Source organism: Lactobacillus johnsonii, assembly GCF_013487865.1.
Taxonomy (GTDB): domain Bacteria; phylum Bacillota; class Bacilli; order Lactobacillales; family Lactobacillaceae; genus Lactobacillus; species Lactobacillus johnsonii_A.
Map to the genome: position 1 here is coordinate 468,527 of NZ_CP047409.1, position 25,453 is coordinate 493,979.

Annotated in this window: 27 protein-coding genes; 24 read left to right on the forward strand and 3 right to left on the reverse strand. The window is 33.2% G+C overall.

The annotated features are described in order from the left end of the window. Window position 1: 1 nt before the first annotated feature. From GTO82_RS02220 to GTO82_RS02265, 10 genes are all read left to right on the forward strand, one after another. Window positions 2-451 (forward strand): bis(5'-nucleosyl)-tetraphosphatase, encoded by a 450-nt coding sequence (locus GTO82_RS02220; protein ID WP_180873589.1) that lies wholly within the window; start codon window positions 2-4, stop codon window positions 449-451. A 118-nt stretch (window positions 452-569) separates the two neighbouring features. After that, window positions 570-869 (forward strand): type II toxin-antitoxin system RelB/DinJ family antitoxin, encoded by a 300-nt coding sequence (locus tag GTO82_RS02225; RefSeq protein WP_014567149.1) that lies wholly within the window; start codon window positions 570-572, stop codon window positions 867-869. Beyond that, window positions 869-1,177 (forward strand): type II toxin-antitoxin system YafQ family toxin, encoded by a 309-nt coding sequence (locus GTO82_RS02230; protein ID WP_180873590.1) that lies wholly within the window; start codon window positions 869-871, stop codon window positions 1,175-1,177. The genes GTO82_RS02225 and GTO82_RS02230 overlap by 1 nt, the downstream gene beginning before the upstream one ends. 99 nt (window positions 1,178-1,276) lie before the next feature. Next, complete coding sequence (locus GTO82_RS02235; protein WP_180873591.1) at window positions 1,277-2,443, forward strand: CaiB/BaiF CoA transferase family protein; 1,167 nt, start codon at window positions 1,277-1,279, stop codon at window positions 2,441-2,443. A 138-nt stretch (window positions 2,444-2,581) separates the two neighbouring features. Beyond that, window positions 2,582-3,403, forward strand: coding sequence for a helix-turn-helix domain-containing protein (locus GTO82_RS02240; RefSeq protein ID WP_180873592.1), 822 nt, complete (start codon window positions 2,582-2,584; stop codon window positions 3,401-3,403). A gap of 206 nt (window positions 3,404-3,609) precedes the next feature. After that, window positions 3,610-4,863 (forward strand): MFS transporter, encoded by a 1,254-nt coding sequence (locus GTO82_RS02245; RefSeq protein WP_180873593.1) that lies wholly within the window; start codon window positions 3,610-3,612, stop codon window positions 4,861-4,863. A gap of 171 nt (window positions 4,864-5,034) precedes the next feature. Next, window positions 5,035-5,853, forward strand: a complete 819-nt coding sequence (locus GTO82_RS02250) for a helix-turn-helix domain-containing protein (protein ID WP_180873594.1) — start codon at window positions 5,035-5,037, stop codon at window positions 5,851-5,853. A 120-nt stretch (window positions 5,854-5,973) separates the two neighbouring features. Continuing rightward, window positions 5,974-6,345, forward strand: a complete 372-nt coding sequence (locus tag GTO82_RS02255; RefSeq protein WP_094498239.1) for a hypothetical protein — start codon at window positions 5,974-5,976, stop codon at window positions 6,343-6,345. 1 nt (window position 6,346) lies between these two features. Further along, window positions 6,347-6,727: a hypothetical protein gene (locus tag GTO82_RS02260; protein WP_094498240.1), complete on the forward strand. Its 381-nt coding sequence runs from the start codon at window positions 6,347-6,349 to the stop codon at window positions 6,725-6,727. Between the two features lie 16 nt (window positions 6,728-6,743). Continuing rightward, window positions 6,744-7,208 carry a hypothetical protein gene (locus GTO82_RS02265; RefSeq protein WP_180873595.1) on the forward strand — a complete coding sequence of 155 codons (465 nt, stop codon included), beginning with the start codon at window positions 6,744-6,746 and terminating at the stop codon, window positions 7,206-7,208. Between the two features lie 93 nt (window positions 7,209-7,301). Here the strand turns inward: GTO82_RS02265 and GTO82_RS02270 are convergent, their stop codons facing one another. Continuing rightward, window positions 7,302-8,594, reverse strand: coding sequence for an extracellular solute-binding protein (locus GTO82_RS02270; RefSeq protein WP_180873596.1), 1,293 nt, complete (start codon window positions 8,592-8,594; stop codon window positions 7,302-7,304). A 110-nt stretch (window positions 8,595-8,704) separates the two neighbouring features. After that, window positions 8,705-10,636: an ABC-F family ATP-binding cassette domain-containing protein gene (locus tag GTO82_RS02275; RefSeq protein ID WP_180873597.1), complete on the reverse strand. Its 1,932-nt coding sequence runs from the start codon at window positions 10,634-10,636 to the stop codon at window positions 8,705-8,707. 166 nt (window positions 10,637-10,802) lie between these two features. On the opposite strand from GTO82_RS02275, the gene GTO82_RS02280 reads away from it, so the two are divergent. The 10 genes from GTO82_RS02280 (at window position 10,803) to GTO82_RS02320 (ending at window position 17,675) form a co-directional block, all read left to right on the forward strand. Further along, entirely contained in the window at window positions 10,803-11,447 is a 645-nt protein-coding gene (locus tag GTO82_RS02280) for a redox-sensing transcriptional repressor Rex (RefSeq protein WP_003647732.1), read from the forward strand. 126 nt (window positions 11,448-11,573) lie between these two features. Beyond that, the gene (locus tag GTO82_RS02285) at window positions 11,574-12,140 is read left to right on the forward strand and encodes a TIGR00730 family Rossman fold protein (RefSeq protein ID WP_180873598.1); all 567 of its coding nucleotides are present in this window, start codon (window positions 11,574-11,576) and stop codon (window positions 12,138-12,140) included. A 77-nt stretch (window positions 12,141-12,217) separates the two neighbouring features. Further along, complete coding sequence (locus GTO82_RS02290; RefSeq protein WP_014567162.1) at window positions 12,218-12,928, forward strand: GntR family transcriptional regulator; 711 nt, start codon at window positions 12,218-12,220, stop codon at window positions 12,926-12,928. Between the two features lie 114 nt (window positions 12,929-13,042). Beyond that, window positions 13,043-13,933 carry a PTS transporter subunit EIIC gene (locus GTO82_RS09650; protein WP_222125474.1) on the forward strand — a complete coding sequence of 297 codons (891 nt, stop codon included), beginning with the start codon at window positions 13,043-13,045 and terminating at the stop codon, window positions 13,931-13,933. Between the two features lie 76 nt (window positions 13,934-14,009). Next, the gene (locus GTO82_RS09655; protein ID WP_222125475.1) at window positions 14,010-14,435 is read left to right on the forward strand and encodes a PTS transporter subunit EIIC; all 426 of its coding nucleotides are present in this window, start codon (window positions 14,010-14,012) and stop codon (window positions 14,433-14,435) included. A 9-nt stretch (window positions 14,436-14,444) separates the two neighbouring features. Beyond that, window positions 14,445-14,825, forward strand: a complete 381-nt coding sequence (locus tag GTO82_RS02300; RefSeq protein ID WP_180873599.1) for a hypothetical protein — start codon at window positions 14,445-14,447, stop codon at window positions 14,823-14,825. Window positions 14,826-14,925: 100 nt separating this feature from the next. Then, window positions 14,926-15,987 carry a sialate O-acetylesterase gene (locus GTO82_RS02305; RefSeq protein WP_180873600.1) on the forward strand — a complete coding sequence of 354 codons (1,062 nt, stop codon included), beginning with the start codon at window positions 14,926-14,928 and terminating at the stop codon, window positions 15,985-15,987. Beyond that, window positions 15,988-16,302, forward strand: coding sequence for a PTS sugar transporter subunit IIB (locus GTO82_RS02310; protein WP_180873601.1), 315 nt, complete (start codon window positions 15,988-15,990; stop codon window positions 16,300-16,302). 159 nt (window positions 16,303-16,461) lie between these two features. Continuing rightward, on the forward strand, window positions 16,462-16,920 hold the full coding sequence (locus tag GTO82_RS02315) for a LytTR family DNA-binding domain-containing protein (RefSeq protein WP_180873602.1): 459 nt from the start codon (window positions 16,462-16,464) through the stop codon (window positions 16,918-16,920). Further along, entirely contained in the window at window positions 16,917-17,675 is a 759-nt protein-coding gene (locus GTO82_RS02320; RefSeq protein WP_180873603.1) for a LiaF transmembrane domain-containing protein, read from the forward strand. The genes GTO82_RS02315 and GTO82_RS02320 overlap by 4 nt, the downstream gene beginning before the upstream one ends. A 457-nt stretch (window positions 17,676-18,132) precedes the next feature. Here the strand turns inward: GTO82_RS02320 and GTO82_RS02325 are convergent. Beyond that, a protein-coding gene (locus tag GTO82_RS02325) for an IS3-like element IS1223 family transposase (RefSeq protein WP_127835455.1) occupies window positions 18,133-19,535 on the reverse strand; the annotation gives its coding sequence in 2 pieces (ribosomal slippage) (window positions 18,133-19,061 and window positions 19,061-19,535; 1,404 coding nt in all). Between the two features lie 556 nt (window positions 19,536-20,091). On the opposite strand from GTO82_RS02325, the gene groES reads away from it, so the two are divergent. The 4 genes from groES to GTO82_RS02345 all read left to right on the forward strand — a co-directional run bounded on the left by groES (window position 20,092) and on the right by GTO82_RS02345 (window position 25,385). Continuing rightward, window positions 20,092-20,376 (forward strand): co-chaperone GroES, encoded by a 285-nt coding sequence (gene groES, locus GTO82_RS02330; protein WP_003647727.1) that lies wholly within the window; start codon window positions 20,092-20,094, stop codon window positions 20,374-20,376. 30 nt (window positions 20,377-20,406) lie between these two features. Next, window positions 20,407-22,038 carry a chaperonin GroEL gene (groL, locus tag GTO82_RS02335; protein WP_180873604.1) on the forward strand — a complete coding sequence of 544 codons (1,632 nt, stop codon included), beginning with the start codon at window positions 20,407-20,409 and terminating at the stop codon, window positions 22,036-22,038. Window positions 22,039-22,186: 148 nt separating this feature from the next. Further along, the gene (locus GTO82_RS02340; protein ID WP_180873605.1) at window positions 22,187-23,014 is read left to right on the forward strand and encodes a helix-turn-helix domain-containing protein; all 828 of its coding nucleotides are present in this window, start codon (window positions 22,187-22,189) and stop codon (window positions 23,012-23,014) included. 607 nt (window positions 23,015-23,621) lie between these two features. Continuing rightward, a complete protein-coding gene (locus GTO82_RS02345) occupies window positions 23,622-25,385 on the forward strand; it encodes an ABC transporter ATP-binding protein (protein WP_180873606.1) in 1,764 nt (587 codons plus the stop codon). Window positions 25,386-25,453 lie beyond the last annotated feature (68 nt).

The following is a 25,453-nucleotide window of genomic DNA, read 5'->3' on the forward strand; positions in this document are numbered from 1 at the left end:
CATGAAACATGAACATTCAGCAGGCGCGATTATCTGGCGCAAGCAAAATAACGAAATCCAATATTTATTAATTCAAAGTCAGCCTTATAAGCAATTTAAGAGTGCATGGGCTTTTTCAAAAGGACATCTTGAAGCAGGAGAAACAGCGCAAGAAGCTGCAAAACGAGAAATTTTTGAAGAAGTAGGTTTGAAGCCTGAATTTAATTTTGATTTTAGTAAAAGCTATTCATATCAAGTTACTTCAGAAATTGAAAAGACTGTAACTTTATTTTTAGCAAAATACAATCCTGATCAGGAAATAAAACAGCAAGAAAGTGAAATTAAACAAACTGTATGGCTAAACTATGAAGATGCACAAAAAAGGATCAGAGAGCAAAACTTTAAGGAATTTAGTTTTGAAGATTTATCCTTTAGTCTGGAGAAGGCTAATGATTATTTGAATGGATATTGATTCTGAGAATAATCAGTGTGATGAGATTCTCTATAATTTAAGCAAGACTATATCTAGTTAAAATTAAATACAATGTATATAAATTGTAGTATAATTTTAGAAAAGGAGAGTGATTAATATGGCACATACATATAGTTATCGTGCAGATTCTAAAGATCATGATGAAGTTAAAAGAATTTTAGATAATCTCGGTTTAGACATGTCTACTAGTATTAAAATGTATTTTAAACAAATTATTAGACATAATGGGATTCCCTTTTCAGTAACCAATTCTAATACGCTTACAGACGATACTAAGAAAGCTCTTTTACTGGCAGAAGCTAAAGATATGGGCTTAATTGAAGACGATACTCCAGCCTTTAAAGATACTAATAAATTGATTAGTTATATGAAAAAACGTGCAAAGGAATTAGAGTAATGTATGAAATAAAGGCCGAAGATACTTTTATTCAGGATGTAAATCGTTGGAGTAAGAAAGTTCCTGAGTTATGGGATGAAATTCAAGCAATAACTTCATATATGCAAGAAACTGGAGAAATACCGGAAGAATATGATCCACATCTTTTAACTGATGAGGAATTGAATTATGTAGGATATTTTGAATTTCATTTATTTGAGGGGAAACTTGATTTGCTTGTTATTCATACAAAAAACAAAAATAAAAAAGTCTTTCGATTGGTTAGACTAGGGTCTCATAATGAATTATTTCATTCTGATTTACGATAATTAAAATTAAAGTCGTCGATATCAAATGGCTTTTTATTTTGCTCATTTTTATCTAAAATAAGACTTGAATACAATTAAAATAAGAAAGCGTATATAAAAATGTCAGAACCAAATAATCCTCATTTAGATAAAGATAAGCCATATCCACTAGCAGGAATCTTAGTTGTGGACTTCACCCATGTCTTGTCAGGTCCAACTTGTACAAGAATGCTTGCCGACGCAGGTGCACGAGTAATTCATATTGAAAGAAAAACAGGGGATGATACCCGCCACATGGGACCATACATTGCAGATGGTTCAAGTGAATACTTTAGAATCTGTAATGCAGGTAAAGAATCAATTGCTTTAGATTTGAAAGATCCAAAAGATCATGCTTTAGTCGAAAACATGATTGCTAAGGCTGATATAGTTGTAGAAAACTTCCGTCCAGGTGTAATGACACGCCTAGGATTTGATCCAGAAGAAATGGTTAAAAAGTATCCAAAGCTAATATTTGCTTCTATTTCTGGTTTTGGTCAATACGGACCGTGGTCTAAACAAGCGGCTTACGATACCATTATTCAAGCTGTTTCGGGATTAATGGATGCCACAGGTGAACCAAACGGTAAGCCAACACGTGTTGGAACTTCAGTTTCTGATGTTGTTGCTGGAATTATGGGATATAGTGCAATTACCACTGCTTTAGTAGCAAGAGAGCGAACAGGAAAGGGCACAACTGTAGATGTTTCGATGCTAGATTCTACCTTCTCTTTAATGGTGCAAGACCTAATGATTGCTCTTGGGCCACATGAAGTACCACACAGAATTGGCAATCGTCATCCTGATATGTATCCGTTTGATACTTTTGATTGCCAAGATCAGCCAATTGCCATTTGTTGTGGAAATGATCATTTATGGGGATTATTATCTAATGCATTAGGGCATGAAGAATGGATTAATCAAGCGGATTTCAAGACAAATGACCTGCGTGAGAAGAACTGGCAAGAAGTTAAAAAAGCGATGCAAGCTGTGCTTAAAACTAGGACTGCCGCAGAATGGGATGAAATTTTGCATAAAGCAGGGGTGCCAGCTGGCTTAGTTTTGAATGTGGATAAGACTAGACGCCTTGATCAAATTATTGAGCGCGGGATGGTTAAAACGCTACCTGATGGCAATGAAGTTTTAGGTTCACCACTCAAGTATGGAACTTGGAATTCTTATGGATTGCAAAAAGATGCACCAAAACTAGACGAACAAGGTGAGCAGATTCGTAAGGAATTTGAATAAAAATAAACATGAAAAAAGATCAAGATTTTCTATTTTTTGAGAATCTTGATCTTTTACTTTGTGGGAAAATATTTATATATAATGATTTAAAATTTTTTTGCGATAAAATTGATTAAATTTTTAGAGATGAGGATCAAAATGACTATTGGAGAAGCATTAAAAAGAGAAAGAGAAAGTTTAGGATTGACTCAAGAAGAAATGACGAAGAATATTATTCAAAAGAGTCATTATTCTAAAATAGAGCGCAATATTGAAGGAATTTCAGCAGATAGTTTGTTTAAAATTCTGTTTGCACATCATATTGATGTTGATGAATTTTTAGAAAGTATAAAAGATACATATACTTCTAAAGAAGATGTTAAAGCCGGCTTATTAGAAAAAAGGATGATGAATGCTTTTAATACTTCAAATACTGAAGCAGTCAAGAAATGTTTAGCAGAAATTCTTGAATTGGATGAAAATCTTATTTTTAAATATCGTGCGCTCATCGCTGTTGCTACCTTTGACGGGAATTTGGATCAATTAAGCGAAAATACAAGAAAAAATATAGTTAAAAAATTCAACGATTTTAACAACTGGGTGGAGAATATCGATTCATTACGTTTGTTAGCTAATTGTATGTCTGTATTTACTCAAGCGCAATTAGATAATAATATAGATTATTTATTAAATTATTATAGAAAAAAAGATGATCATTCAGAAATAAAAATAGAAAGAGTAGCAATTATTTGCAATAACTATTTATATTATTGTTATTATTCTAATGTTAATGGAGATAATATAAAAAAGTGTTTAGATTATTTAAAGAATTTACCTAAGAATATCCATTTTCTTTTTTATCATATTAGCTGTAATTTTTATACTAACTTATTTAACGGAAATAAAAAAGAGGCAATAGATATAAAGGAATCACTACGTAAATGGGGATATGAAGACAGAGTTAAAAGTTGGAAAGTGTAATTTAAGTTTTGCATAGCAAAACTTAAATATGAAATTGAAAAATATGTGTAATACTAATATCAAATAATTAAGAAAGAAGAAAAACATGATTTGGGAAGTACCCATTATTATAAATTAGTGGTAGATTTCCATTTTTACCAAGGGAAGAAAACTGGAAAGAAAGCTTTCAACACGAACTTGAAATAGAAGATTCTTAGGATAAAGCTATGACAAAACAAACAAAAAAGAAAGATGTTTATAATTTATTATTTGGTAGAATATCTACCAATATTGCTGATAGTTTATTTTATATGGCTATACTATGGCACTTTAAAGAAGTATCGCGTTCGCCTTTTATCGTATCAATAATTTTTGCAGTAGCATCAGGAATTGATATGATTTCATTTGGATTTGGACCACTAATCGATCGAATTTCCATCAAAAAACTTCTAGAAAGTTCAACTTTTCTTCAAGCTGCTATTAGTGTTATTACATTTTTAATTCTATACTTACGTATTGATAATTTAATCATCAGTATCATTTTAATAACTTTATATATTGCCTCAACTATTCTTTCAGCCATAATTTATCCAGCAGAATATAAATTGTTGCCTTTATTTGTGTCAGAAAAAGAGTTACTTCGTTTCAACGGCATTTTTCAATTAACATATAGGGTTTTAGATTTGCTATTAGATGCTGGAGTAACAGTAATTATAACTTTAACATCTATTCCGATTACTGTAGTTTTATCTGCTATAGTATTCGCAATTGCACTTAAGTTCTATGGAAGTCTGAAAATAAATTTAGCTGCAAAAGAATTTTTAGAAGAGGACGAATACTTTACTGGTTCTTATCGTAAAGATATGGCATTAGGTTGGAAAACTTTACGTAAAGAGAAAAATATATTGGAATTAATTTTGCCAATTGCCTTTACTAATTTCTTTTATGGTATCTTTTCGGTGGGATTACCTTATTTTGCTCAAAGCTATATTCGTAATTCAGCTTTAGGATATGGAACGCTGTTATTTACTTCCTCTTTAGGAAGTATTGGGGGTACGTTATTAGTTCAACGTTTTAAAATCGGAAAAAAAGATATGCAAATTTTTATTGCAATTTGTTTCTTAGGAGCAGGAATTTTTAGAGTATTAGTTCCCATTTCTATTTATCTTAACATTTGGGTATTATTAGTTGCATCAGCAATTTCTTCAATGTGGATTACCATGATGAATACCAATTTTGAGGCCTTAGTTCAAACTAGCTTTTCCTCATCAATTTTAGGCAGAGTCGAAACTATAAACGATAGTATTCTGTCAGCCATGATTCCGATTGGTACATTAGTTGGTGGATGGATTATTAAAGTTAGTGGTTCATTAATGACTCAATATATTTATGGAGCAGCATTATTATTAAGTGCGGCTTACTACTTCTTAATTTTAAAGGATAAAAAACAAAAAAATGTTTCTGATAATGAAATAGAATAAAAATAAACATGAAAAAGATCAAGATTTTCTATTTTTTGAGAATCTTGATCTTTTTTCGTGTGGTATGAAGATTTTTTTAACATTAAATCTTTCTAGCATATTCTAAACTTTACTATTGTTATATAATTAATAAAAAATTAACAAATAATAAAAATGCTAGGAGATGAAATTATGACCATTGGAGAAGCACTATATGGAGAGCGAAAAAAATTAGGATTAACGCAAGAAAATATGGTGAGGGGAATTATTAACAAAGGACATTATTCTAAGATTGAACGAGGATTAGAGAATATTTCAATTGATACATTGTTTAGGATTATTTTGAAACACCATATTGATATTAGTGATTTTTTCAATAAAGTGAAAGACAATTATTATACTTTTGAAGATAAAAAGGCTGAAGAATTAAAGCAAAAGATAATGTACGCTTTTAATAATAATCAAAGGGAAGAATTAAGAATATACTTAAATGAAATTTTGGATTTAAAAGAGCATCAGATTTTTAAATATCGAACAGTAATTGCTATTGCATCTTTAGAAAATAATTTGTCTGATTTAAGTCCATCTCTTAAAAATAAGATAATTACTAAATTTTACGAACGCGAAAATTGGTTTGAAAATATTGGAGCATTACAGTTATTTTCTGACTGTATGAAAATATTTACTTTGGAACAGTTAGATTATTTTCTTGAGCAACTGTTAAAGCATTATCAAAAACATACTTATTCTGAAAATATGCAAGAAAGAATAGCTATTATTTGCAATAATTATCTCTGCTATTGTTATAAGCAAAAAATAGGTGGAAGTAATATACAAAATGCATTGAGTTATTTGAAAAAACTGGAATCTACTGGTCATTTTCTGCTCTATAAAATATGTTATGATCTATATTTTTATTTATTTGAAGGCAATATAGAAAAAGCAGATCAAATAAAGAAATTGCTGATTAATTGTGGATATCAAGACTGTATTGAACGATGGCAAATTTAGTTGTGTCTGACGCAACTAATTAAGTAAATATGAAAAATAGTGTGATAATTGTGAGCAACAAATGATAAATTTTAAGCTATCATTTGTGAAAATGTAATATTTATGCTTATGGAGGGAAAAATGAAATTTAATCTAAAAAAAATAGTAACTAGTTTATTAATGTTGTCAATCTTAGGTGTTTTTGAAACATCTAAGGTTGATGCGGCTGATGTAAACACTAGTAGGAGTGAGTCATCAGTGGGTGTAAACCAATACACTCCTTCAAGAATTTGGATTACTTTGGGAGCTTATGATAACAGTCCGACTCATTATTTTGAATATAATGGTTATCGTGGATATTTATCTAGAGTTACTCGTGAAAGGATAGTTGGGAGAGGATCGATGACTCTTTATAGAGGCTACCTATATAGTAGAAATGTACGTAGTATACCTACTCCTTATTCTCGTAATCCACAATTATTGAAAGATGTCTTAAGTTTGGAGGATAAATAAAATGTCAGTGAAAAAATTATTATTAGCAATGCTTTTATCATGTAGTGTAGGAGTAACGTATGTAAATAATACAGCTAAAGCACAAGTAGTATCTCCAAAAAATGAGGTTTCCCTCCAGGTATATAGACCTAGTAAAAATGGACCGTTATATAAATATGTATCCAATGTTTATAGATATAGTGCTTGGCAAAGAGGAGATAATTGGAATCTAGCCAATACTACTCCTGATAAGGTTTACTATAATGATGGTAAATATAACGGGTATCTATATCGAAAGGGTACTTGGATGGAACATAATTATAGAACTAATAAAACCAGATGGGTGTCAGTATATGGGGGAAATGTTAGGTTAGTAGCATATGGACTTGCTACGAACTATTAAATGTACGAGGACAAAGATGAAAAATAAGAAATTAGTTGTGACTGCTTTAGTAGCTTTATTATTTTTAGTAGGCGGTGGAGTATGGTTTTATCATAATCAGACCACGGTTCCTGAGGAATGGGTTGGTCAAAGTCTAATGACTTTAGAAAAAGAAGATAACCGGTTAAGTAATTCTTTTTATTTAATGTTTGATAAAAATACTGCTTATATTGCCACACGCTTAGGTGGCAATGAAGAGAGCAAGCCATCAAAATTAAGTAAAGATATTTTAAATGCCTTTTCGAAGAATGGAAATACTCGACCACAAGCTGGTGAATGGGTGAAATTAGGACGGGTTAAAACTGAGCGATTGAAAGATGGCTATAAAATTAAAACAAGGAAAGTAACCTTTGATTTAAAAAAGGCTTCTAATGGAGCATACCAAAGTCAAGATGGTACTTACTGGCAATTAGTTCCTAAAGGGGTGGAAAATAAACAATAAAAATGGACATTAGCGATATTAATATTAACCGTATACAAAAATATGTCTGATTAGACCAAGATAGATCTAATTAGGCATATTTTTTATGTTTAATTATTGTTTCCAGCTAGCATCAAATTTTTGCTTGGCAGTCTGAATAGCTGGATTAATATTTTTCTTCTTTTTAGCATCAGCTAAGATTGCTTGCATACTTGCTTGAACTTGGTCATAAGCAGGTGTGGCATTCTTAGTTACTGGTAAGAAGTACAAGTCTTTAGTAGTCTCAGCCAAGATTGCTGGTACTTTACTTGTATTAAGTGACTTGTAAGCTTGTGAGTTTAGGACTTGCGTATTAACTGGCATATAGCCGGTAGTTTTAGTCCAGTAGAATTGTTCTTTCTTACTGGTCAAGAATTTTAGATACTTGAAGGCAGCTGACTTTTGTCTAGCGCTAGCCTGGTTAAACATATAAATATCAGTTCCTTGTTGCGCATTAACCTTGCTTGGACGAGGGGCAATGCCAAATTGATATTCTTTCTTCAAGCCTTGTTTTAGATATGCTTCATTAGCAGTTGAACCGATAAACATTGCTACCTTATCAGAATTAAATGGGGTAGACATATATTTTTCAGTACCAGCTTGCATGAAGTAGCCCTTACGAACCCCATCAGCGTAGTAGTCAATTACTTCTTTTGAATCTTTACCAGAAAAGTTAATCTTCTTAGTAAAGTTGATGCCTTTTTCCTTCATCCCCAACATATAGTAATTGTTTAAAGCATCAAAACCAGCCCCAGTTACTTGATGGTCACTCTTTTGATAGATCTTTTCAGAAGCAGACTTAAGCTCGCCCATTGTTTGCGGAACTTTGAGATTATATTGATCTAGTAAAGTCTTATTATAGAAAAGTACTTCAACTGACTTATTGAATGGGACTCCGTATTGAGTATTGTTAATTTTTGCGCCGTTCCAAAGTGCTTGCTTAATATTACTTTTAGCATAGGGGCCCCAGCCAAGGTCATCATTTTTAACATAAGGAGTGAGGTCAACTAGCATTTTTTGCTTAGCGGCATTATACAACCATCCTGGATAAGCCTGGGTGATAGTCGGCAAATTATCAGGTGATTGCATTGTTGAGGAAAGCTTAGACTGAAGATCCGCATAATTACCGCCTTGGCTTTCAAGCTTGATCTTGATTTTTGGATTTTCTTTTTCAAAGTCCGCAGTCATCTTCTTGAGGGCTTTTTCAGAAGAACCGGTTAATGAATACCAAAAAGTTACCGTAGTATTCTTGGTAATCTTAGTCGGAATTTTGCTACTAGACTCCTTAGTTTGAGTCTTAGAGCATCCAACTGCTAAAAGTGCCGTTCCAATTGCGGCAAGAGTTAACATCTTTTTTCTAAATTTCATTTTTCTTCTCCCGTCAATTCATTTTGACAGGTACTATTTTAACATGAATTTAAAATTAGCCGAAAATTTTTAAAATAATAAAAAACCATCCCTCATCGGATGGTCAAAAATTATTCAAATTCATCTAATGCTTCTAAGGCATTTTCCCAGTCATTATTTGCTTGCTCTAGTTGTTCCTGAACAGCAGATAATTTTTCTTGAAGCGGACCGAGTTTTTCAAATGAAGCCGCAATATCAGGGTTGGCCATCTCAGTTTGAATTTCTTGCTCTTCTGTTTCCAGCTTTTCAATTCTAGCTTCTGCATCACTAACAGCGCGTTCTAACTTACGTTTTTGAGAATCGCGTGCCTTTTGTTCTTGGTAAGATAGTTTACCTTTATTTTGACTAGCCGATGAAGTAGTTTCAGTTTCTGCTTTTTGTGCTTCCGCTTCTTGAGCAGCTGCAGCTTGCTTAGCCTTTTCATCTAAATAGTAAGAATAATTACCATTATAGATCTTAGCATGACCGTTGCGAACAGAAATAATCTTGTTAGCTAATTCATTAATGAAGTAACGATCGTGAGAAACAAAGAGCAGGGTACCGTCGTAATTATCTAAAGCTTCTTCAAGCACTTCTTTAGCTTCAATATCTAAGTGGTTGGTAGGTTCGTCCATTAATAAGAAATTGTCTTTTTCAAGAGACAAAACAGTTAGAGTAAGTCGAGCCTTTTGACCACCAGATAATTGACCAACTGTCTTATCAATGTCTTCGGCAGTGAATAAGAAAGAAGCCAAAATAGAGCGGACATCTTTTTCAGGCATTGTCTTGTGACGATCCCAAATTGTATCAAGAACAGTCTTTGAAGGATCTAAGCTTTGGAGCTCCTGATCATAATAACCAATATCTAAGCTTGCGCCATATTTAATTGAGCCATCTTTTGGTTCAAGTTTTTTCATAATGGTCTTGAGCAAGGTAGACTTACCAATTCCGTTAGGGCCGATAATAGCAACGCGGTCATTTTTGTTGACTTGGAAGTCGATATCAGAAACCATTACTTTATCAGGATAGCCGATAGTCAGATCTTTAGCGATCAGTACTTCTTTTCCAGAGAGACGTTCGCTAGTAAAGTTAATACGAACTTTTTGCTTGTGCTTAGGTGGCTTGATTCGCTCCATCTTGTCCAAAACTTTACGCCGGCTTTGGGCACGTTTAGTAGTTGAAGCACGAACTAAGTTCTTTTGGATGAATTCTTCTTCTTTTTTGATCTTTTCTTGTTGCTTTTCATAAGCAGCTTCTTGCTGGCTATCCATCAATTCACGTTCTTTAACGTATTGGCTGTAATTACCCTTGAAAGTAGTCAGCTTGCCAAAGTTTAATTCGAAAATTTGATTAGCTAAGTGATCTAAGAAGTACTGGTCGTGAGAAACAGTAATAATTGCGCCTTGATAGTTTTTCAAGAATGCTTCTAACCAATCTAAAGTGTCTAAGTCAAGGTAGTTAGTAGGCTCGTCAAGTAATAATACTGGTGGCTTTTGCAAAAGCAATTTAACAAAAGCAAGTCTCGTCTTTTCACCGCCAGAAAGGGTGCCAATTACCTTATTCCAAGTATTTTCCTTAAAATTGAATCCGTTAAGAATACTCTTAATTTCAGCTTGGTAGGTAAAGCCGCCTTCTTGTTCAAAGTCGTAAGCTAATTGATCATAACGCTTGAGCAAGTCTTCATCTTCTGGATGGTCGGCAATTTGCTCTTGCATTTTGGTGATCTTTTTATTTTTTTCAATTAAATCATTAAAAACAGTAAGCATTTCATCCCAGATTGTTTTTTCTTCATCGAGACCATTTTCCTGGGCGATATAGCCGACTTTCAATCCCTTATTGATAGTAAATTGACCACTAGTTGGTTCTTGTTGACCAGTCATGATCTTTAATAAGGTAGTCTTCCCAGCTCCGTTAGGTCCGACAAGACCGATTCTGGCATTGTCAGGAACCGAGAAAGAAATGTTACTAAAGATAGTATTGCCTCCAAAACGTTGTTCGAGGTCTTGAGCTTGTGCAATAATCATAATTATTTTTCTCCTAGAGCTTATTTTAACATAGCGAATGTTCTAAATTTTATGAAAATATTATCTTTGTGAAAATTGTTTCTTGATTTATCCTTGAAGAATGCCTATTATTAGTTTGATTAGTAAATATTTCACATTTTTATTTTATGAAAGAAAGAGGCCTCTCATGGATGAAATTAAGATTCCTAAGGCTACCGCTAGACGCTTGCCACTTTATTACCGTTATTTGATATTTTTGAATGATGAAGGAAAAGAAAAAGTATCTTCAACGGAACTTGCTGAAGCTGTTCAGGTAGACAGTGCTTCAATTCGTCGAGACTTTTCTTATTTTGGTGCTTTAGGTAAGCGTGGATACGGTTATGACGTTAAGAACTTACTTAATTTCTTTAAAAAGATTTTAAATCAAGATACCTTAACCAATGTTGCCTTGGTCGGTGTTGGTAACATGGGTCATGCGCTTTTAAATTATAACTTTAAGCGTACTAATAATATCAGAATTAGTGCTGCTTTTGATATTAATCCTGAAATTACTGGAACAATTATGTCAGGTGTGCCCGTTTATGACATGAGTGAGATGAAGAAGCAATTGCGTGAGCAACAGATTACCATTGCTATTCTCTGTGTTCCTCAAACTGCCGCCCAAAAGACAGCTAATGAAATGTTTGATGCTGGAATTAAGGGAATTATGAACTTCACGCCGCTCCGTTTATCTGCTCCATCTAGCGTTCGGGTTCAAAATGTTGACTTAGCAACTGAACTGCAAACTTTAATTTACTTTTTGGACTCAGATAAAGATAAGAACAAAAAATAATTTACTATAATATAGTCCTTTTACACAAGTTTAGGTAAGCTTGTGTATTTTTTTTGTATCAAGTTAGAAATAATTTTAAGATATATGAGCATAGAAATTTAAATATAAAGAAATGAGGTATATAGAATGATTAAAAAGATTGCAGTATATTGCGGAGCACGGGAAGGCAATCGTCCTGAATATGCGAAAGCTGCTTATAATTTTGGTAAGAAAATGGCTGAACACCAAATTGAATTAGTTTATGGCGGCGGCAAGTTCGGCTTAATGCGGGCCGTTGCTGATGGCGTTTTAGAAAATGGCGGTATTGTCCATGGTATCATTACTGAAGAATTAAAGGATCGCGGAGCTGCTTACGATAAAGTACAGGATTTCCGTATAGTTCCTAATATGGATAAGCGAAAAGATACCATGATGAATCTAGCAGATGGAATGGTAGCTTTACCTGGAAGTATTGGAACTTTAGAAGAAATAAGTCAGGCCATTTCTTGGACTGCAATTGGTGACAATGCCAAGCCAGTAGCTTTTTATAATTATGAAGGTTTCTATGATTATCTAGATAAGCTCCTTAAGCGAATGAATCAAGATGATTTTTTGGAGAATATCTATTTAGATGCAATTTATTTTGGAACCGATTTTGATAAAATTCTGCAGTTTATGGAAGACTATCAAGCACCTGCTTATCGGAAGTATTAATTAGGTGAGTGACGAAGAAGTAATTTCATGCTAGAATCAAATTAGATTTGTTATAACAAATTAGGTGGTGAGTAGAAGTGAAAGAAATTCCCAAGTATTTGTTAATTGCAGATAAGATTAAGCATGAAATTAAAACCGGAGAATACAATCCGAATGATCAATTACCCAAAGAATTTGATCTAGCAAATGCTTATAATGTCAGTAGAATTACAATTCGAAATGCACTTAGTGAACTAGAGCGCCAAGATTTAATTTATCGCATTCAAGGTGCTGGAACCTTTGTAAAAGATACTGAGATTTCAAGTGCAGTTAATTCTGATCGGCTAGAGCTAATCAATCTAAAGAAGTACAAGTTAAAAGTAACAGACTTTGAAGTAGGGCAAGTTGATGAAAAAATTACCAAGGCTTTAGAACTTCAACCATATGATATTGTCTATACGGTTAGACGGGCCGCTTTGAGTAAGCAAGATGTAGTTGCTTTTCAAAAAATTTGTATTCCAGCTAAAGTCATTCAAGGGATGAATATGGAGATGCTTGAAAGCTCAATTTATCCTTTAATTAGTCAAAAGATCGGTCTTAAGCCCAAGAAGGCTGTGCGTGATATTTCTTTAGTGCATGCTACTAGCGAGCTAGTTCAGAAAAATAAAGTTCAAGGTAAAGTTGAAGACAATGAACCTTTATTGAAATGGCTTCAAAAATCCTACTTAGAGAATGGTAAGCCTTTTGAATGGAATGAAACATATTATCGAATTAGTAAGTTTTCTATCAAAGAAGCAATTATTTTGTAAAGATACTTAGTTTTAAAACTAAGTATCTTTTTTTGTTATATCAACTATTGATTTGTTATAACAAATGCACTAAGATAATTATGTAAGCGTTTTCTAAAAGAGGAGTGAAGGAAAATGAAAGACTTTACAAAATCGTCTGGATGGAAAAAATTTCAAAATGGCTTTGTTAGAGTAGCCGGGAAAATTTCTGGGAACAGACTGCTTTTAACTTTACGTGATACATTTGTCTTAGTGGCAGCAACAACAATGATCGCTGGTTTTGCGATTATGATTCAGAACGTCATTATCGACCCGATGAATGGATTAATTTTTGGTAAACAAGGATTAGGATTAGGAAAATTAATTGCCGGATCATGGAGTAATTGGGAACAGAGTGGTTTTTATAATGGCTTAAAAACCATTGCTAATTTAATTGCTTTGGTTTCTAATGGTACTTTAAATATTTTTGCCTTATTGTTAGTAGTTATTTTCTCATATGAAGTTTCAAGAAAATTCTTTATTGATAAGGCAGAACATATGACTGATGTCTTATTTGGATTAGGTGCCTTCTTTATTTGTATCCCTTGGAATTTTAATTATGCAATTCCTAATACTAAGAAGACAGTAGATGTCTTAAACTATATCGATACTCAATATTTGGGGACACAAGGTGTATTTGCGGCAATTTTAATTAGTGGATTTGCAGTTTGGATTTATAACAAGATTGCGCAAAAGAATATTACGATTAAATTACCAGATTCAGTTCCACCAGCTGTTGCTCAAAGTTTTTCTTCATTAATTCCTGGTTCAATTACCTTAGGAATCTTCATAATTTTAACTGGAATTAGTACCGCATGTACTGGTAAGACAATGCCAGCTTTATTCTTATCAGTTCTTCAAGCACCAGCTTTAGCAATTTCAAGAACAGGAGCTTTTGCCTTTGTTTCTCAATTTACTTGGAGTTTATTGCAGTGGTTTGGAATTCACCCAAGTTCAATTTGGGGAGCAATCTTTGGAATGACTTGAACAATTAATGATACGCAAAATATGTTAGGCCAAGCCCACCATATCTTTTCAACTTTATTTATGAATTTCTCTACTATTGCTGCTGGTACCTTTTCACTTTCACCAGTCTTTAATTGCTTCAAAGCGTGTTGGTGCTAGAAAGATTACTAAGATTGCATTATTACCAGCTATCTTTAATATTTCTGAGCCAATAACTTTTGGCCTACCAATTGTATTAAATCCAATTTACTTTATCCCATTTGTTTTAGCACAACCAATTGGTTTCTATATTGCTCTCTTCTTTACAAAGATTGGCTTTATTGCTCCAATTGTAAATAATGTTCCATGGACTGTACCAACACTTTTATCAGGTTTACTTTATACTGGGAATATTCGTGGTGTGATTGTACAAGCAATTTGTTTAATTGTAACAACGCTACTCTATATTCCATTTGTAAAGATTGATAATAAATTAAATGCGGAAAGAATTGCCATGGATGAAATGGATAAGGCCAATTCATAGAGGTATATTATGAAGCTTAATCAAAATTTATTAGCAGATATTTTTCAGGATGGAATGGTTTTTCCACGCAATAAAGATTTTAAAGTTGGAGGATATATTGAGCCTAAGCAAAAAGTAGAAGTTAGTTTTAATCAACATACTTATTTCGCTATGAGTGATAAAAACGGTAAGTGGGAAATTATCTTACCGGCTGTAAATGAAGACTTAGTTCAAGAATTAACAGTTAAAAGTAACAATAAAACTCAGACAATTTCTAACCTAAAATTTGGGCGTGTATATTTATTGGGTGGTCAATCTAATATTGAATATCGCTTAAAAGACGAGAAGCACTATCAAGAAATAGTGTCGAAGCTAAAAGAGATGAAGTATTCAAATCTCTACTATCTATAATGTTCCTCAAGTTGACTACCTTGATCCTAAAACGGGTGAGGTAAAACCAAAAGATTTACAAGTAGAACACTGGCACCATATTAATGAAAATAATGCTGGAATGGTTTCAGCTATTGGATTTTATATGATGCTAGCCTTGCAAGAAAGCGGCATTCAGGAGCCAATTGCAGTAGTAGATTGTTTTAAAGGCGGGACGTCTGCCAGTGTCTGGATTAAAGAAGCAGATTTAGCTAGGGATGCAGACTTAAAAGATGCCTTTTTAGATAAATATCATGAAACTATTGCTGGCAAAAGTTGGGAAGATTTTGATCGTGAGACAAAAGCTTACAATTTAACTGTGGAAAAGCATAATCGAGATTTAGCTAAATATCTAAAAATGCATCCCGACACTAGTTTAAGTACAGCAAAAAACATTGTTGGCCATACTCCGTGGCCACCACCGTATCGTCCAGACCTATATACTAGGCCAAGTGGTTTAAACGAAACAATGCTTAAGCAAATTGAGTTTGGTGTATTTAACCAGATGGTTTGGTATCAAGGAGAAAATGATACAGATCGAGCAAAATATTATGATAAACTCTTACCGCTACTCATTCATACTTGGCGCCAAACTTTGCATGATCCATCTTTACCGGTAAAGTTAATTCAATTACCCGGTTATGCCGATTATCCAGATAATTCTGGGGCCGAAATTCGCCAAACACAGTTAGTAGTTAGTCGGACGGTTCCTCAAGTTGATTTGGTTTCCTTTATTGATGGCGGAGAGGAGCACAATATTCATCCCACTAATAAAGGGACGATGGGGATGCGACTTGGCAAAATTATGGCCGGTGACGACTATGCGGGTACTCCTTATGTAGAGAAAATGGATGCTTCTAGCGAAGGCACCAAATTTAGGTTTGTTTTTAAGATAGCACGTTGTCAGAAGCTCCATTTAGAAAAAGAAACTTATTTAAAGGTTAAATACTTTGATAAAAAAGTGGAACAGATAAAACTAAATGCCGATAACTTGCAGAATAATAAGTTGATTCTTGAACTAGATGATTTGCCAAAGGAAATAAGCTATGCGTACGAGAATTATCCTCATCATATTGGCTTATACAATGAATTAAATTATCCACTTTCTCCATTTAGAGTGGGGTTTATAAAGAAGGTAATGTAAATGACTAAAAAGATTTTATTGTCTTGTGCAGGTGGCTTTTCAACATCACTTTTGGTTAACAAGATGAAAGAGGCTGCTAAAGCAGAAGGAAAAGAATATGAAATTAAAGCTGTCGCAGCAGCTCAAGTAGAAGATATTATTGAAAAAGATGCACCAGATTGCATTTTAATTGGACCGCAAATTAAATACATGGAAGATCAACTTAAGGCGGATGCAAGTAAGCACGATATTCCCTTAGAAGCAATTGGGATGCAAGATTATGGCACAATGAATGGTAAAAATGTAATTGCCCAAGCTGAGCGATTACTAGGATAAAGCTTAAAAGAAGTATGAAACAAGATCCCCCTCTTGATTCATACTTCTTTTTTTGACCACTTAGAACTATAAAATGACCGCTTAGTTAACTTCACTAGATTTTAATCTTACATTCATGTTTAATATAATTATCGAAAATGAAACAAGGAAGTGAGAATTGTGAAAGTTAAGCTTGAACTTGATCCGGATCAGAAGGAAACAGAAATAACCATTCATGCTGGTCAGTTAACGCCTGAACTAGAAAGAATCTATCAACAGCTTCAAATGGATTCAGATCATCCTGACCAAATTGAAGGAATGATGGACAACACTTCCTACTATTTAAGTATTAATGATATTTTGTTTTTTGAAACAGATGCTAAGCAAGTAATGGCGCACACGACTAGGAATGCATATTTTGTTAAATATAAATTATATGAATTAGAAAACTTATTAGGTGGACAGTTCATGCGAATATCAAAATCGACAATCTTAAATTTAGATCAGATTTATGCTATTACTAAATCGATCTCTAATTGTCAGATTAAATTTCATGATTCATATAAGACAGTCTATGTTTCTAGACGATATTATCGAGATTTAAATGATAGATTAAAAGAGAGAAGGGCATTATCATGAGAAAGGCCAGTTTTGGAAGGATTCTTTGGGGCTTAGGCCTGCTTGCAGCAGCAGCGTTTTTAGTGTTAGACCAGTTGCATTTAATTCCAGTAGAGTTAGGATTCTGGACAATTTTTTGGACTGTAGTATTTGCGGCAACATTAATTACTTCCTTATTTAATAGAAGTTTAGGTGGGACAATTTTTTCAATTGCATTTTTATTAATTATCTATGCAAAGCCTCTTCATATTGAAAGTATTGTTCCTTGGACAGTGCTTTTAGCAGCATTTTTAGTTTGGGGAGGTTTAAGATTAATCTTCAAAAAAAGTTGGAAGCCAACTGTAATTATTAATGGTGAAAAAGTCAGTACTAATTGGTCTGACTTAAAGGCACCTCATAAATTTAAGGCTGAACATGTATTTTCTGATACAACAAGTTCAGATAATGGTGACAATATTGTAATTAGCGAAAAAATGTCTTCTACTTCACGTTATGTTCATTCACAGCATTTAGAGACAGTAACGATAAATGTTTCAATGGGAGACGTTAATGTCTATCTTGATTCAGCAAAACCAGCTGGGGATGAAGTGATTGCTAACGTGAATATGTCAATGGGAGATTTAACCTTCTACATTCCAACGTCTTGGCGGGTGGATAATCAATTAAATCAAGGATTCAATGATATTACTATTGATGGTGATCAACCAGCAGAGGGTCCAACCTTAGTGCTTCAAGGCCGCGCCAATATGGGAGATATTACTGTTAAGAGAGTTTAATATATTATTGTTTCAATTTAAATAAAAAAGAAGTAAACTATTTATAGCAAAAAAGAGAGTTACTGGTAATAGCTCTCAAATCACAAGCCGCTAAAATGCGGTGGCAAGATTAATAACAAACTAAAAGTCGCTATCAACTCCGCCAAAAGTTATCAAGCGGCTTTTTAGTTTGCTCTATTTTCTCTTCCACAAATCGTGGATAGTCTTTATTAGTTTCTCTATAGCTTTTACAAGCTTTTGTGCATTGTTTACTAGTTTTATTAAAGCTAGAAATTGAACTTATAAATGTAATGCTGTAAACTATTTATAGCATAAAAAAGAGAGCTACTACCAATAGCTCTCTCAAATCACAAGCCGCTAAAAGTGCGGTGGCAAATATTGATGCAAACAAAAAAGTCGCTAGCAACTCTGCCAAAAGTTATGAAGTGCCATAGAAAAGTTAGACATTTATAAAATTTTAAAGATTTGATAATACACGATTTCTGTATTTTACAGGAGTCGTGTATTTTAATTTGTTTGATCTTCTAACATTGTTAAACCAATAAATATAATCTTTCAGAATTTCCTTCATCTCTTCTAAACTTCCAATCTTAAGTCGATTCAGTTTTTCTCTCTTCATTAGATTAAATATCGTTTCTCCTGGTGCATTATCATGACAATTTCCTTTTCGGGACATGCTTTGAATTATATTCATTTTCTTTAGTCGAGCCTGATAGCCTGGATTCTGATATTGAAAGCCTTGATCTGAATGAAGGATAGGAGCAGCTCCTGGTGGAAGATTATCTGCTAGTTCATCTAGCATATTATAAATAGTTTTCATTTCAGGAGAGTAACTTACTGCACAAGCTAGAATCTCCAAAGAAGCTTCATCTACTACAGGAGAAATATAAACTTTCTTGCCGTTAGTTAGTTTATATTCGGTTACATCGGTATGAAGAACTTTATAGGGGATAGTTTCATCAAAAGTTTGATTTAGGATATTTGGTGCTTTCTTTCCTACATTACCCTTATACGAACTATATTTACCAGTATTTTTATGATAAATTGTTGTTTTTATTCCTAAACTTCTCATTAACTTACGTACTGTTTCTAGAGAAAATTTAAATCCTTCATCTCTTAACGCTCCCCACATAGGACGATAACCATATGTTTCTTGTCCTTCATAGCCATAATAGATTTCTTGAATCTTCTCTTTTACTAAAGCATACTTATCAGCTTGATTAATTCTATTTTTTACATTGTCATAGTAAGTCTTTCTATTTAATTTAAGCACCTTAAATAAGACCTTAAGTTTAATTTGATGGTGTTTTGCCCGAATATCCTGTATTAATTGTGTTTTTTGTTTGTTGGATAACGTGGATATCGGGCAGCCACTTTTTTTAAGACAAGATTTTCCACTCTAAGTCTTTCTAATTCAGCTTCCTGCTTAAGAATTTTTTCTTCATACTTTTGCTTTTCACTAAGTTCTAACTTTTTAGTTGTCTTCTTACTCTTTTTAGGCACTTTCCTAGGCCGACCTTTCTGTTTAGGCAGCAGCCCAGCGTATCCTTCTTCATTGAACTTTTTAGCCCAATTGTATACTTGAGAATCACTAATATTAAACTTAGCCGCTACCTTTGAAACTCCAATAGAATGTGTTAAGTAGTAGCGTACCACATTTAGCCTAAAGTCAGAAGAATAAGTAGTTTTAGTATGTTTAACAGATAAGGCAGCTAAACCTTGACACTTAGCCTTATCAACCCACCTACGAATAAGAGTCCAATGAATATTATATTGTTTAGCTAAACCTTTTATTGAATCTTCATGATTTAAATATTTGGAAACAATTTCAATTTTTAATTCAGTCGAATATTTGGTCATAAAAAAATACCTCATAATTATTAGATTTTATGTCTAACAATTATGAGGCACTTCAGTTATTGAGCGGCTTTTTCATTTGCTCTATTTTCTCTTCCACAAATCGTGGATAGACTTTATCAGTCTTTTTACAGCTTGCGCCAACTTGTCTGCATCGTTTACTAGTTTTATTAAAGCTAGAACAATACAGTCTAAGAGACCAATAAAGGTAAGGACAGCACCAAAAAAGGCTGTCATAAAGCAAAGTGTACCTCCCTTCAGTAAGACTCTGAACCATAGTTATTACACCATTGGCATCATCTCCTCAAACGAAAGTACCACCGCATATTTAACTTTTTGTGCGTGTTTAATTTTATCAAAAAATTACCAAAATTAATCTACATTTATGAGTAAATTAGCACTTTTTAGCACTCTGATGATAAAAGTGCTAATTTTTGTGTCTAAATACTTGCTTTTCTTTTATAAACAATGTACTATCGTAATTGTAAGTTAGCACTTATAATATATGAGTGCTAAGTAATATAATTATAGATTTAAATTATGTACAGGAGGGACTAACGTGTTACAACCAATCGGTGATCGCGTGATCGTTAAAGTAAAAGACGAAGAAGAAGAAAAAGTTGGAGGCATTGTCCTGGCTTCTAACGCTAAAGAAAAGCCTCAAATGGGCGAAATTATTGCCGTAGGAAATGGTAAGCGCAACGCAAATGGCGACTTAATTCCTATGTCAGTTGCAAAAGGTGAAACTGTATTCTTTGATAAATACTCTGGCACTAATTTGAAGTACGAAGGCGAAAAGTACTTAGTTCTTCGTGAAAGCGACTTATTAGCTGTCGTTAAGTAATAAAATTTGAAATAAAAGGTGGCATATAATATGGCTAAAGAGATTAAATTTTCTGAAAATGCAAGACACTCATTATTAAAAGGTGTTGATAAATTAGCAGATACTGTTAAGACAACTTTAGGCCCTAAGGGTAGAAATGTTGTTTTGGAAAAGAGTTATGGTGCTCCTGACATTACTAACGATGGTGTTACTATCGCCAAGAGTATTGAATTAGAAAACCATTTTGAAAACATGGGTGCAAAGCTTGTTTCTGAGGCTGCACAAAAGACTAACGACATTGCTGGTGACGGTACTACTACTGCTACTGTTTTAACTCAAGCAATCGTTCGTGAAGGTATGAAGAACGTTACTGCTGGTGCAAACCCTGTTGGTATTCGTCGCGGTATTGAAACTGCTACTAAGGCAGCTGTTGACGAATTACACAAGATTAGCCACAAGGTAAGTACTAAGGACGAAATTGCTCAAGTTGCTTCTGTTTCATCAGCTTCAACTGAAGTTGGTAACTTAATCGCTGACGCAATGGAAAAAGTTGGTCACGATGGTGTTATTACTATTGAAGAATCAAAGGGTATTGATACTGAACTTTCAGTAGTTGAAGGTATGCAATTCGATCGTGGTTACTTATCACAATACATGGTAACTGACAATGACAAGATGGAAGCAGACTTAGACAACCCTTACATTTTGATTACTGACAAGCAGATTTCTAACATTCAAGATATCTTGCCATTATTACAAGAAATCGTTCAACAAGGTAAGAGCTTATTAATCATTGCTGATGATGTTGATGGTGAAGCTCTTCCAACTCTTGTTTTGAACAAGATCCGTGGTACTTTCAACGTTGTTGCTGTTAAGGCTCCTGGCTTTGGTGACCGTCGTAAGGCAATGCTTGAAGATATTGCTATCTTAACTGGTGGTACTGTAATTTCTTCAGACTTAGGTCTTGAATTAAAGGACACTAAGATTGATCAATTAGGTAAGGCTGGCAAGGTTACTGTAACCAAGGATTCAACTACTATTGTTGAAGGTGCTGGTTCTAAGGAAGCTATTGCAGAACGTGTAGATCAAATTAAGAAACAAATTGCTGACACTACTTCAGACTTTGACCGTGAAAAATTACAAGAACGTCTTGCTAAACTTGCTGGTGGTGTTGCTGTCATCAAGGTTGGTGCTGCTACTGAAACCGAATTAAAGGAAAGAAAGTACAGAATCGAAGACGCTTTGAACGCAACCCGTGCTGCTGTTGAAGAAGGTTACGTTGCTGGTGGTGGTACTGCATTAGTTGATGTTATGAAGTCCATCCAAGGCACTGTTAAGGGTGACAGCGAAGACGCAGAAACTGGTGTTAAGATTGTTATGAAGGCTTTAGGCGCTCCTGTACGTCAAATTGCTGAAAACGCTGGTAAAGATGGTGCTGTTATCTTAGACCACTTAGAGCATGAAGACCCAGAAGTTGGTTACAATGCTGCAACTAACAAGTGGGAAAACATGGTTAAGGCTGGTATCATCGACCCAACTAAGGTAACTCGTTCAGCACTTCAAAATGCTGCTTCAATTGCTGCCTTGTTATTAACTACTGAAGCTGTTGTTGCTGACGCTCCAGAAGATGACAAGAACCAAGCTCCTGCAGCTCCAAACCCAGCTATGGGCATGGGAATGTAATTTAGAAACTAATTACATTTACTAATTTAATAAATTGATAAAACACTCCATGATTTTTGATGATCATGGAGTGTTTTTGTGTAGTAGAGTATAATGTCTTAATAAAAAATTACAATTTAATTTTTTATTAAGAAAGAAGATGACGACGATGACCATTGGCGAAGCTTTAAAAGAAACTAGAAAAAATCTAGGATTATCTCAAACCGAGATGGCATATCCTATTTTAACGAAATCTTATTATTCTAAAATTGAACGAGGAATCCACGAGATTAATGCCAGTGATTTAATTAAGATTTTAGAAATGCATGATGTTGATATTAGTGAATTTCTAGTAAAATGCGGGGTTAAGGATAATAAAATTGATAAAGAATATTGGGAAGAGCAGTTAAGCCAGGCATACTATGATCAAGACTTGAATAAGGTTAAAGAACTAGAATTAGAAATACCAAATATTAAAACAGATAACTATACTAAAGATCTTTTAAAATCGATGATTATGCTGAATAAGGCGAATTTAAAGGGAAGTATAGATACTTTACCTGATGAAATGAAAAAACATGTTAAATCTCTAATTTTCAAAGCAGAAAATTGGAATAAAGAAAATCTCAGTCTATTCTCAATAAGTCTTCCTTTATGGTCAGATCAAGAAATGAAACCAATAGTAACATCTCTTTTGAAAAAATATATTAATATTGAAAACTTTCCACGAGAGATGCAAATTTTAGTTTCTTCAATAATGGTTAATTATCTGTCCCTATTGATTCGATCATCATCACAAAATTTAGACTTAGTAGAAGATATATTCATTTTATTAGACAATTTACCCGTAAAACCATTAAATTGCTTTGGAAAAATAATGAAAAATTTTTATAGAGCATATTTTCAAGGCGATGATAAAAAAATACAGGATATCCTAGACTTTTTTACTAACAATGATATGAATAAAATTTCTGAAATTTTAAAGGTGTCAATTTAGACACTTTTTATTTTGCACTAAAGATGTGAGTAAAATGATAAATATAAAAAATAATTGCCTGGAAATATAATCATTTTCATAATCAGATTTATATGGATTTGAATTGGAACATGACATATAGTTTTCATATTTTACAATAATGGAATGAGTTACGTATGAATAATCAATTTCAATTTTATCTTATAATACTATCAATAATCGTAAGTTTTATTCTCTATTATATTATTCGACCAAGAATTCCAATTTTATACGAAGCGTTAATATGTACGTATGTGACTTTATTTTGTCTGTATTTAGTAATACAAGGGGAATACATACTATTAATCGGTGTAGTTATTTTTACTGTATTGTCTATTTACTATTGGAAAAAATATTATACTAAAAAAAGTAACTAATTCTTTAAATAGGAAATTCTATATTAATTAACATATTATTAATAAAAAATGGATTTATATAGTATAATCTAATAAAAATATTAAATAAGGAGGATCAAATTATGCCGACAGTAGTATTAAATGCTCATCAAAATTTACAAGACAATAAATAATAGATGAGCGGAGAATAATTACAATTCATTTTGTTGAATCCGTTCATCAAGGAGGACAAAATGAATCACGTTAAAAAATTAAATCAGTACTTCAAAGAATTAGCTAGGACTTATCATTTATTCTTTAAATCAGCACCTCTAATTGCGGCTTGTGTTTTATTATTAGCACCCTTGCAAGCGGTAGTTCCGTTAATTGCCGTAGCAGCTGGACAAAAAGTAATTGATCAGGTTACTAATCATTCACCCTTTATGGAAATGATCATTGTCTGGATTGTAGCAACTGCGTTTCAACAATTTTTACCATCTTTATCAACAATGGTGCAGGGAATTTTAACTGATAAATTAACAGGTTTCATTAACATTAGTTTGATGAAAAAATCTGAAGATTTACAATCAATTAGGATTTTTGATGACAGTAAATACTTTGATGATTTACAAATGCTTCGAGATGATGCAAGCTGGCGTCCAGTTAACTTAATTGTTTTTGGAGTATCAGTTTTGCAGTCGTTTCTAACGTTAGCTTTTATGTTAGTGTACTTGGCTCGTTATAATTGGTGGCTGGCGCTTTTATTATTAGTTGTAATGGTACCGCAGAGTATTTCTTACTACCGTATTCAGCAGCAATCATTTGAAACAATGGTTGAAAGAAGCAAGAATGCAAGATATCTACATTACTATAGTAGTTTGTTGTTAGACCGCAGGGATGCTAAAGAAGTTCGACTTTTTAATATGTTTCCTAAAATTATTGAAAAGTATACGACCTTATTTGAACAGACTAAAAGGGATGTAAATCAAATTCGTAAAAAGCAACTTGCTGTTAGCTCAGTATTTGTTCTTCTAACTGTTGGAGTGTTTGGTTACGGTTTTTATTGGTTTACTAACTCGGTAAGAACAGGTGCTCTAGAAGTCGGCGTTTTGTTAATGTTTGTTTCTGTAATTGGTTATATTTCCACAAGTATGGCACGCGTGGTGGAAGATAGCAGTCTGCTTTATGATTCTTTACTGTGGATTGAAAAATACTTTAATTTTCTTGAATATCACGATAATTTTGAAAATGGAAGGCAAGAATTTCCAGATGAGTTTAAGAAGATTGAAGTTAAGGATCTTTCATTTACATACCCATTTTCTGATGATGAAGTTTTACACAATGTTAGTTTTTCAGTAAATAGTGGTGAAAAGATCGCAATTGTTGGTGAAAATGGATCAGGAAAATCTACTTTAGTAAAGTTGTTAATGCGATTTTATGACCCGACTACTGGAGCTATTTCGATTGATGATGATAATTTAAAAGATTTTAATATTTTTGACTTACATAAAAATTTATCAGCTACTTTCCAAGATTTTTCTCGTTTTAAGTTAACGCTTAAAGAAAATGTGATTACGGGATATTCATTTAACAAAGAGCGAGTAAATAATGTTTTGAAAGCAGCAGGCTTAGAGAATTTGCTGGCAAATGATCATCTACAACTAGGCACGATTCTAGCTAAAGATTTTGAAAATGGAACTGACTTATCTGGTGGTCAATGGCAGAAGATTGCTTTAGCACGAGACTTATATGCAGATGGAAAAATTGAATTTTTAGATGAACCGACAGCAGCGTTAGATGCTAAGAGTGAAGCAGAAATTTATGAGCGATTTTTAAGAGAAAACAACCAAAAGACGATATTCTTTGTTACACACAGATTATCTGCAGTTAAGTTTGCTGATAAAGTACTCTTTCTTGATAGTGGAAAAGTTAGTGGCTTTGATACTCATGCTAATTTATTAAATAAAAATGCAAAATATCAAGAAATGTATAACTTACAGAAAAATGCATATATTTAATGTTAGAAAAATTCTTCATGTAATTAGGCATGGAGAATTTTTTTATATAATTCATATGAAAACAGAGT

Bases quoted from the DNA above. Each gene is read 5' to 3' on its own strand.
- GTO82_RS02220 (WP_180873589.1), top strand. From the start codon at position 2: ATGAAACATGAACATTCAGCAGGCGCGATTATCTGGCGCAAGCAAAAT.
- GTO82_RS02225 (WP_014567149.1), top strand. From the start codon at position 570: ATGGCACATACATATAGTTATCGTGCAGATTCTAAAGATCATGATGAA.
- GTO82_RS02230 (WP_180873590.1), top strand. From the start codon at position 869: ATGTATGAAATAAAGGCCGAAGATACTTTTATTCAGGATGTAAATCGT.
- GTO82_RS02235 (WP_180873591.1), top strand. From the start codon at position 1,277: ATGTCAGAACCAAATAATCCTCATTTAGATAAAGATAAGCCATATCCA.
- GTO82_RS02240 (WP_180873592.1), top strand. From the start codon at position 2,582: ATGACTATTGGAGAAGCATTAAAAAGAGAAAGAGAAAGTTTAGGATTG.
- GTO82_RS02245 (WP_180873593.1), top strand. From the start codon at position 3,610: ATGACAAAACAAACAAAAAAGAAAGATGTTTATAATTTATTATTTGGT.
- GTO82_RS02250 (WP_180873594.1), top strand. From the start codon at position 5,035: ATGACCATTGGAGAAGCACTATATGGAGAGCGAAAAAAATTAGGATTA.
- GTO82_RS02255 (WP_094498239.1), top strand. From the start codon at position 5,974: ATGAAATTTAATCTAAAAAAAATAGTAACTAGTTTATTAATGTTGTCA.
- GTO82_RS02260 (WP_094498240.1), top strand. From the start codon at position 6,347: ATGTCAGTGAAAAAATTATTATTAGCAATGCTTTTATCATGTAGTGTA.
- GTO82_RS02265 (WP_180873595.1), top strand. From the start codon at position 6,744: ATGAAAAATAAGAAATTAGTTGTGACTGCTTTAGTAGCTTTATTATTT.
- GTO82_RS02270 (WP_180873596.1), bottom strand. From the start codon at position 8,594: ATGAAATTTAGAAAAAAGATGTTAACTCTTGCCGCAATTGGAACGGCA.
- GTO82_RS02275 (WP_180873597.1), bottom strand. From the start codon at position 10,636: ATGATTATTGCACAAGCTCAAGACCTCGAACAACGTTTTGGAGGCAAT.
- GTO82_RS02280 (WP_003647732.1), top strand. From the start codon at position 10,803: ATGGATGAAATTAAGATTCCTAAGGCTACCGCTAGACGCTTGCCACTT.
- GTO82_RS02285 (WP_180873598.1), top strand. From the start codon at position 11,574: ATGATTAAAAAGATTGCAGTATATTGCGGAGCACGGGAAGGCAATCGT.
- GTO82_RS09650 (WP_222125474.1), top strand. From the start codon at position 13,043: ATGAAAGACTTTACAAAATCGTCTGGATGGAAAAAATTTCAAAATGGC.
- GTO82_RS02300 (WP_180873599.1), top strand. From the start codon at position 14,445: ATGAAGCTTAATCAAAATTTATTAGCAGATATTTTTCAGGATGGAATG.
- GTO82_RS02305 (WP_180873600.1), top strand. From the start codon at position 14,926: ATGGTTTCAGCTATTGGATTTTATATGATGCTAGCCTTGCAAGAAAGC.
- GTO82_RS02310 (WP_180873601.1), top strand. From the start codon at position 15,988: ATGACTAAAAAGATTTTATTGTCTTGTGCAGGTGGCTTTTCAACATCA.
- GTO82_RS02320 (WP_180873603.1), top strand. From the start codon at position 16,917: ATGAGAAAGGCCAGTTTTGGAAGGATTCTTTGGGGCTTAGGCCTGCTT.
- groL (WP_180873604.1), top strand. From the start codon at position 20,407: ATGGCTAAAGAGATTAAATTTTCTGAAAATGCAAGACACTCATTATTA.
- GTO82_RS02340 (WP_180873605.1), top strand. From the start codon at position 22,187: ATGACCATTGGCGAAGCTTTAAAAGAAACTAGAAAAAATCTAGGATTA.
- GTO82_RS02345 (WP_180873606.1), top strand. From the start codon at position 23,622: ATGAATCACGTTAAAAAATTAAATCAGTACTTCAAAGAATTAGCTAGG.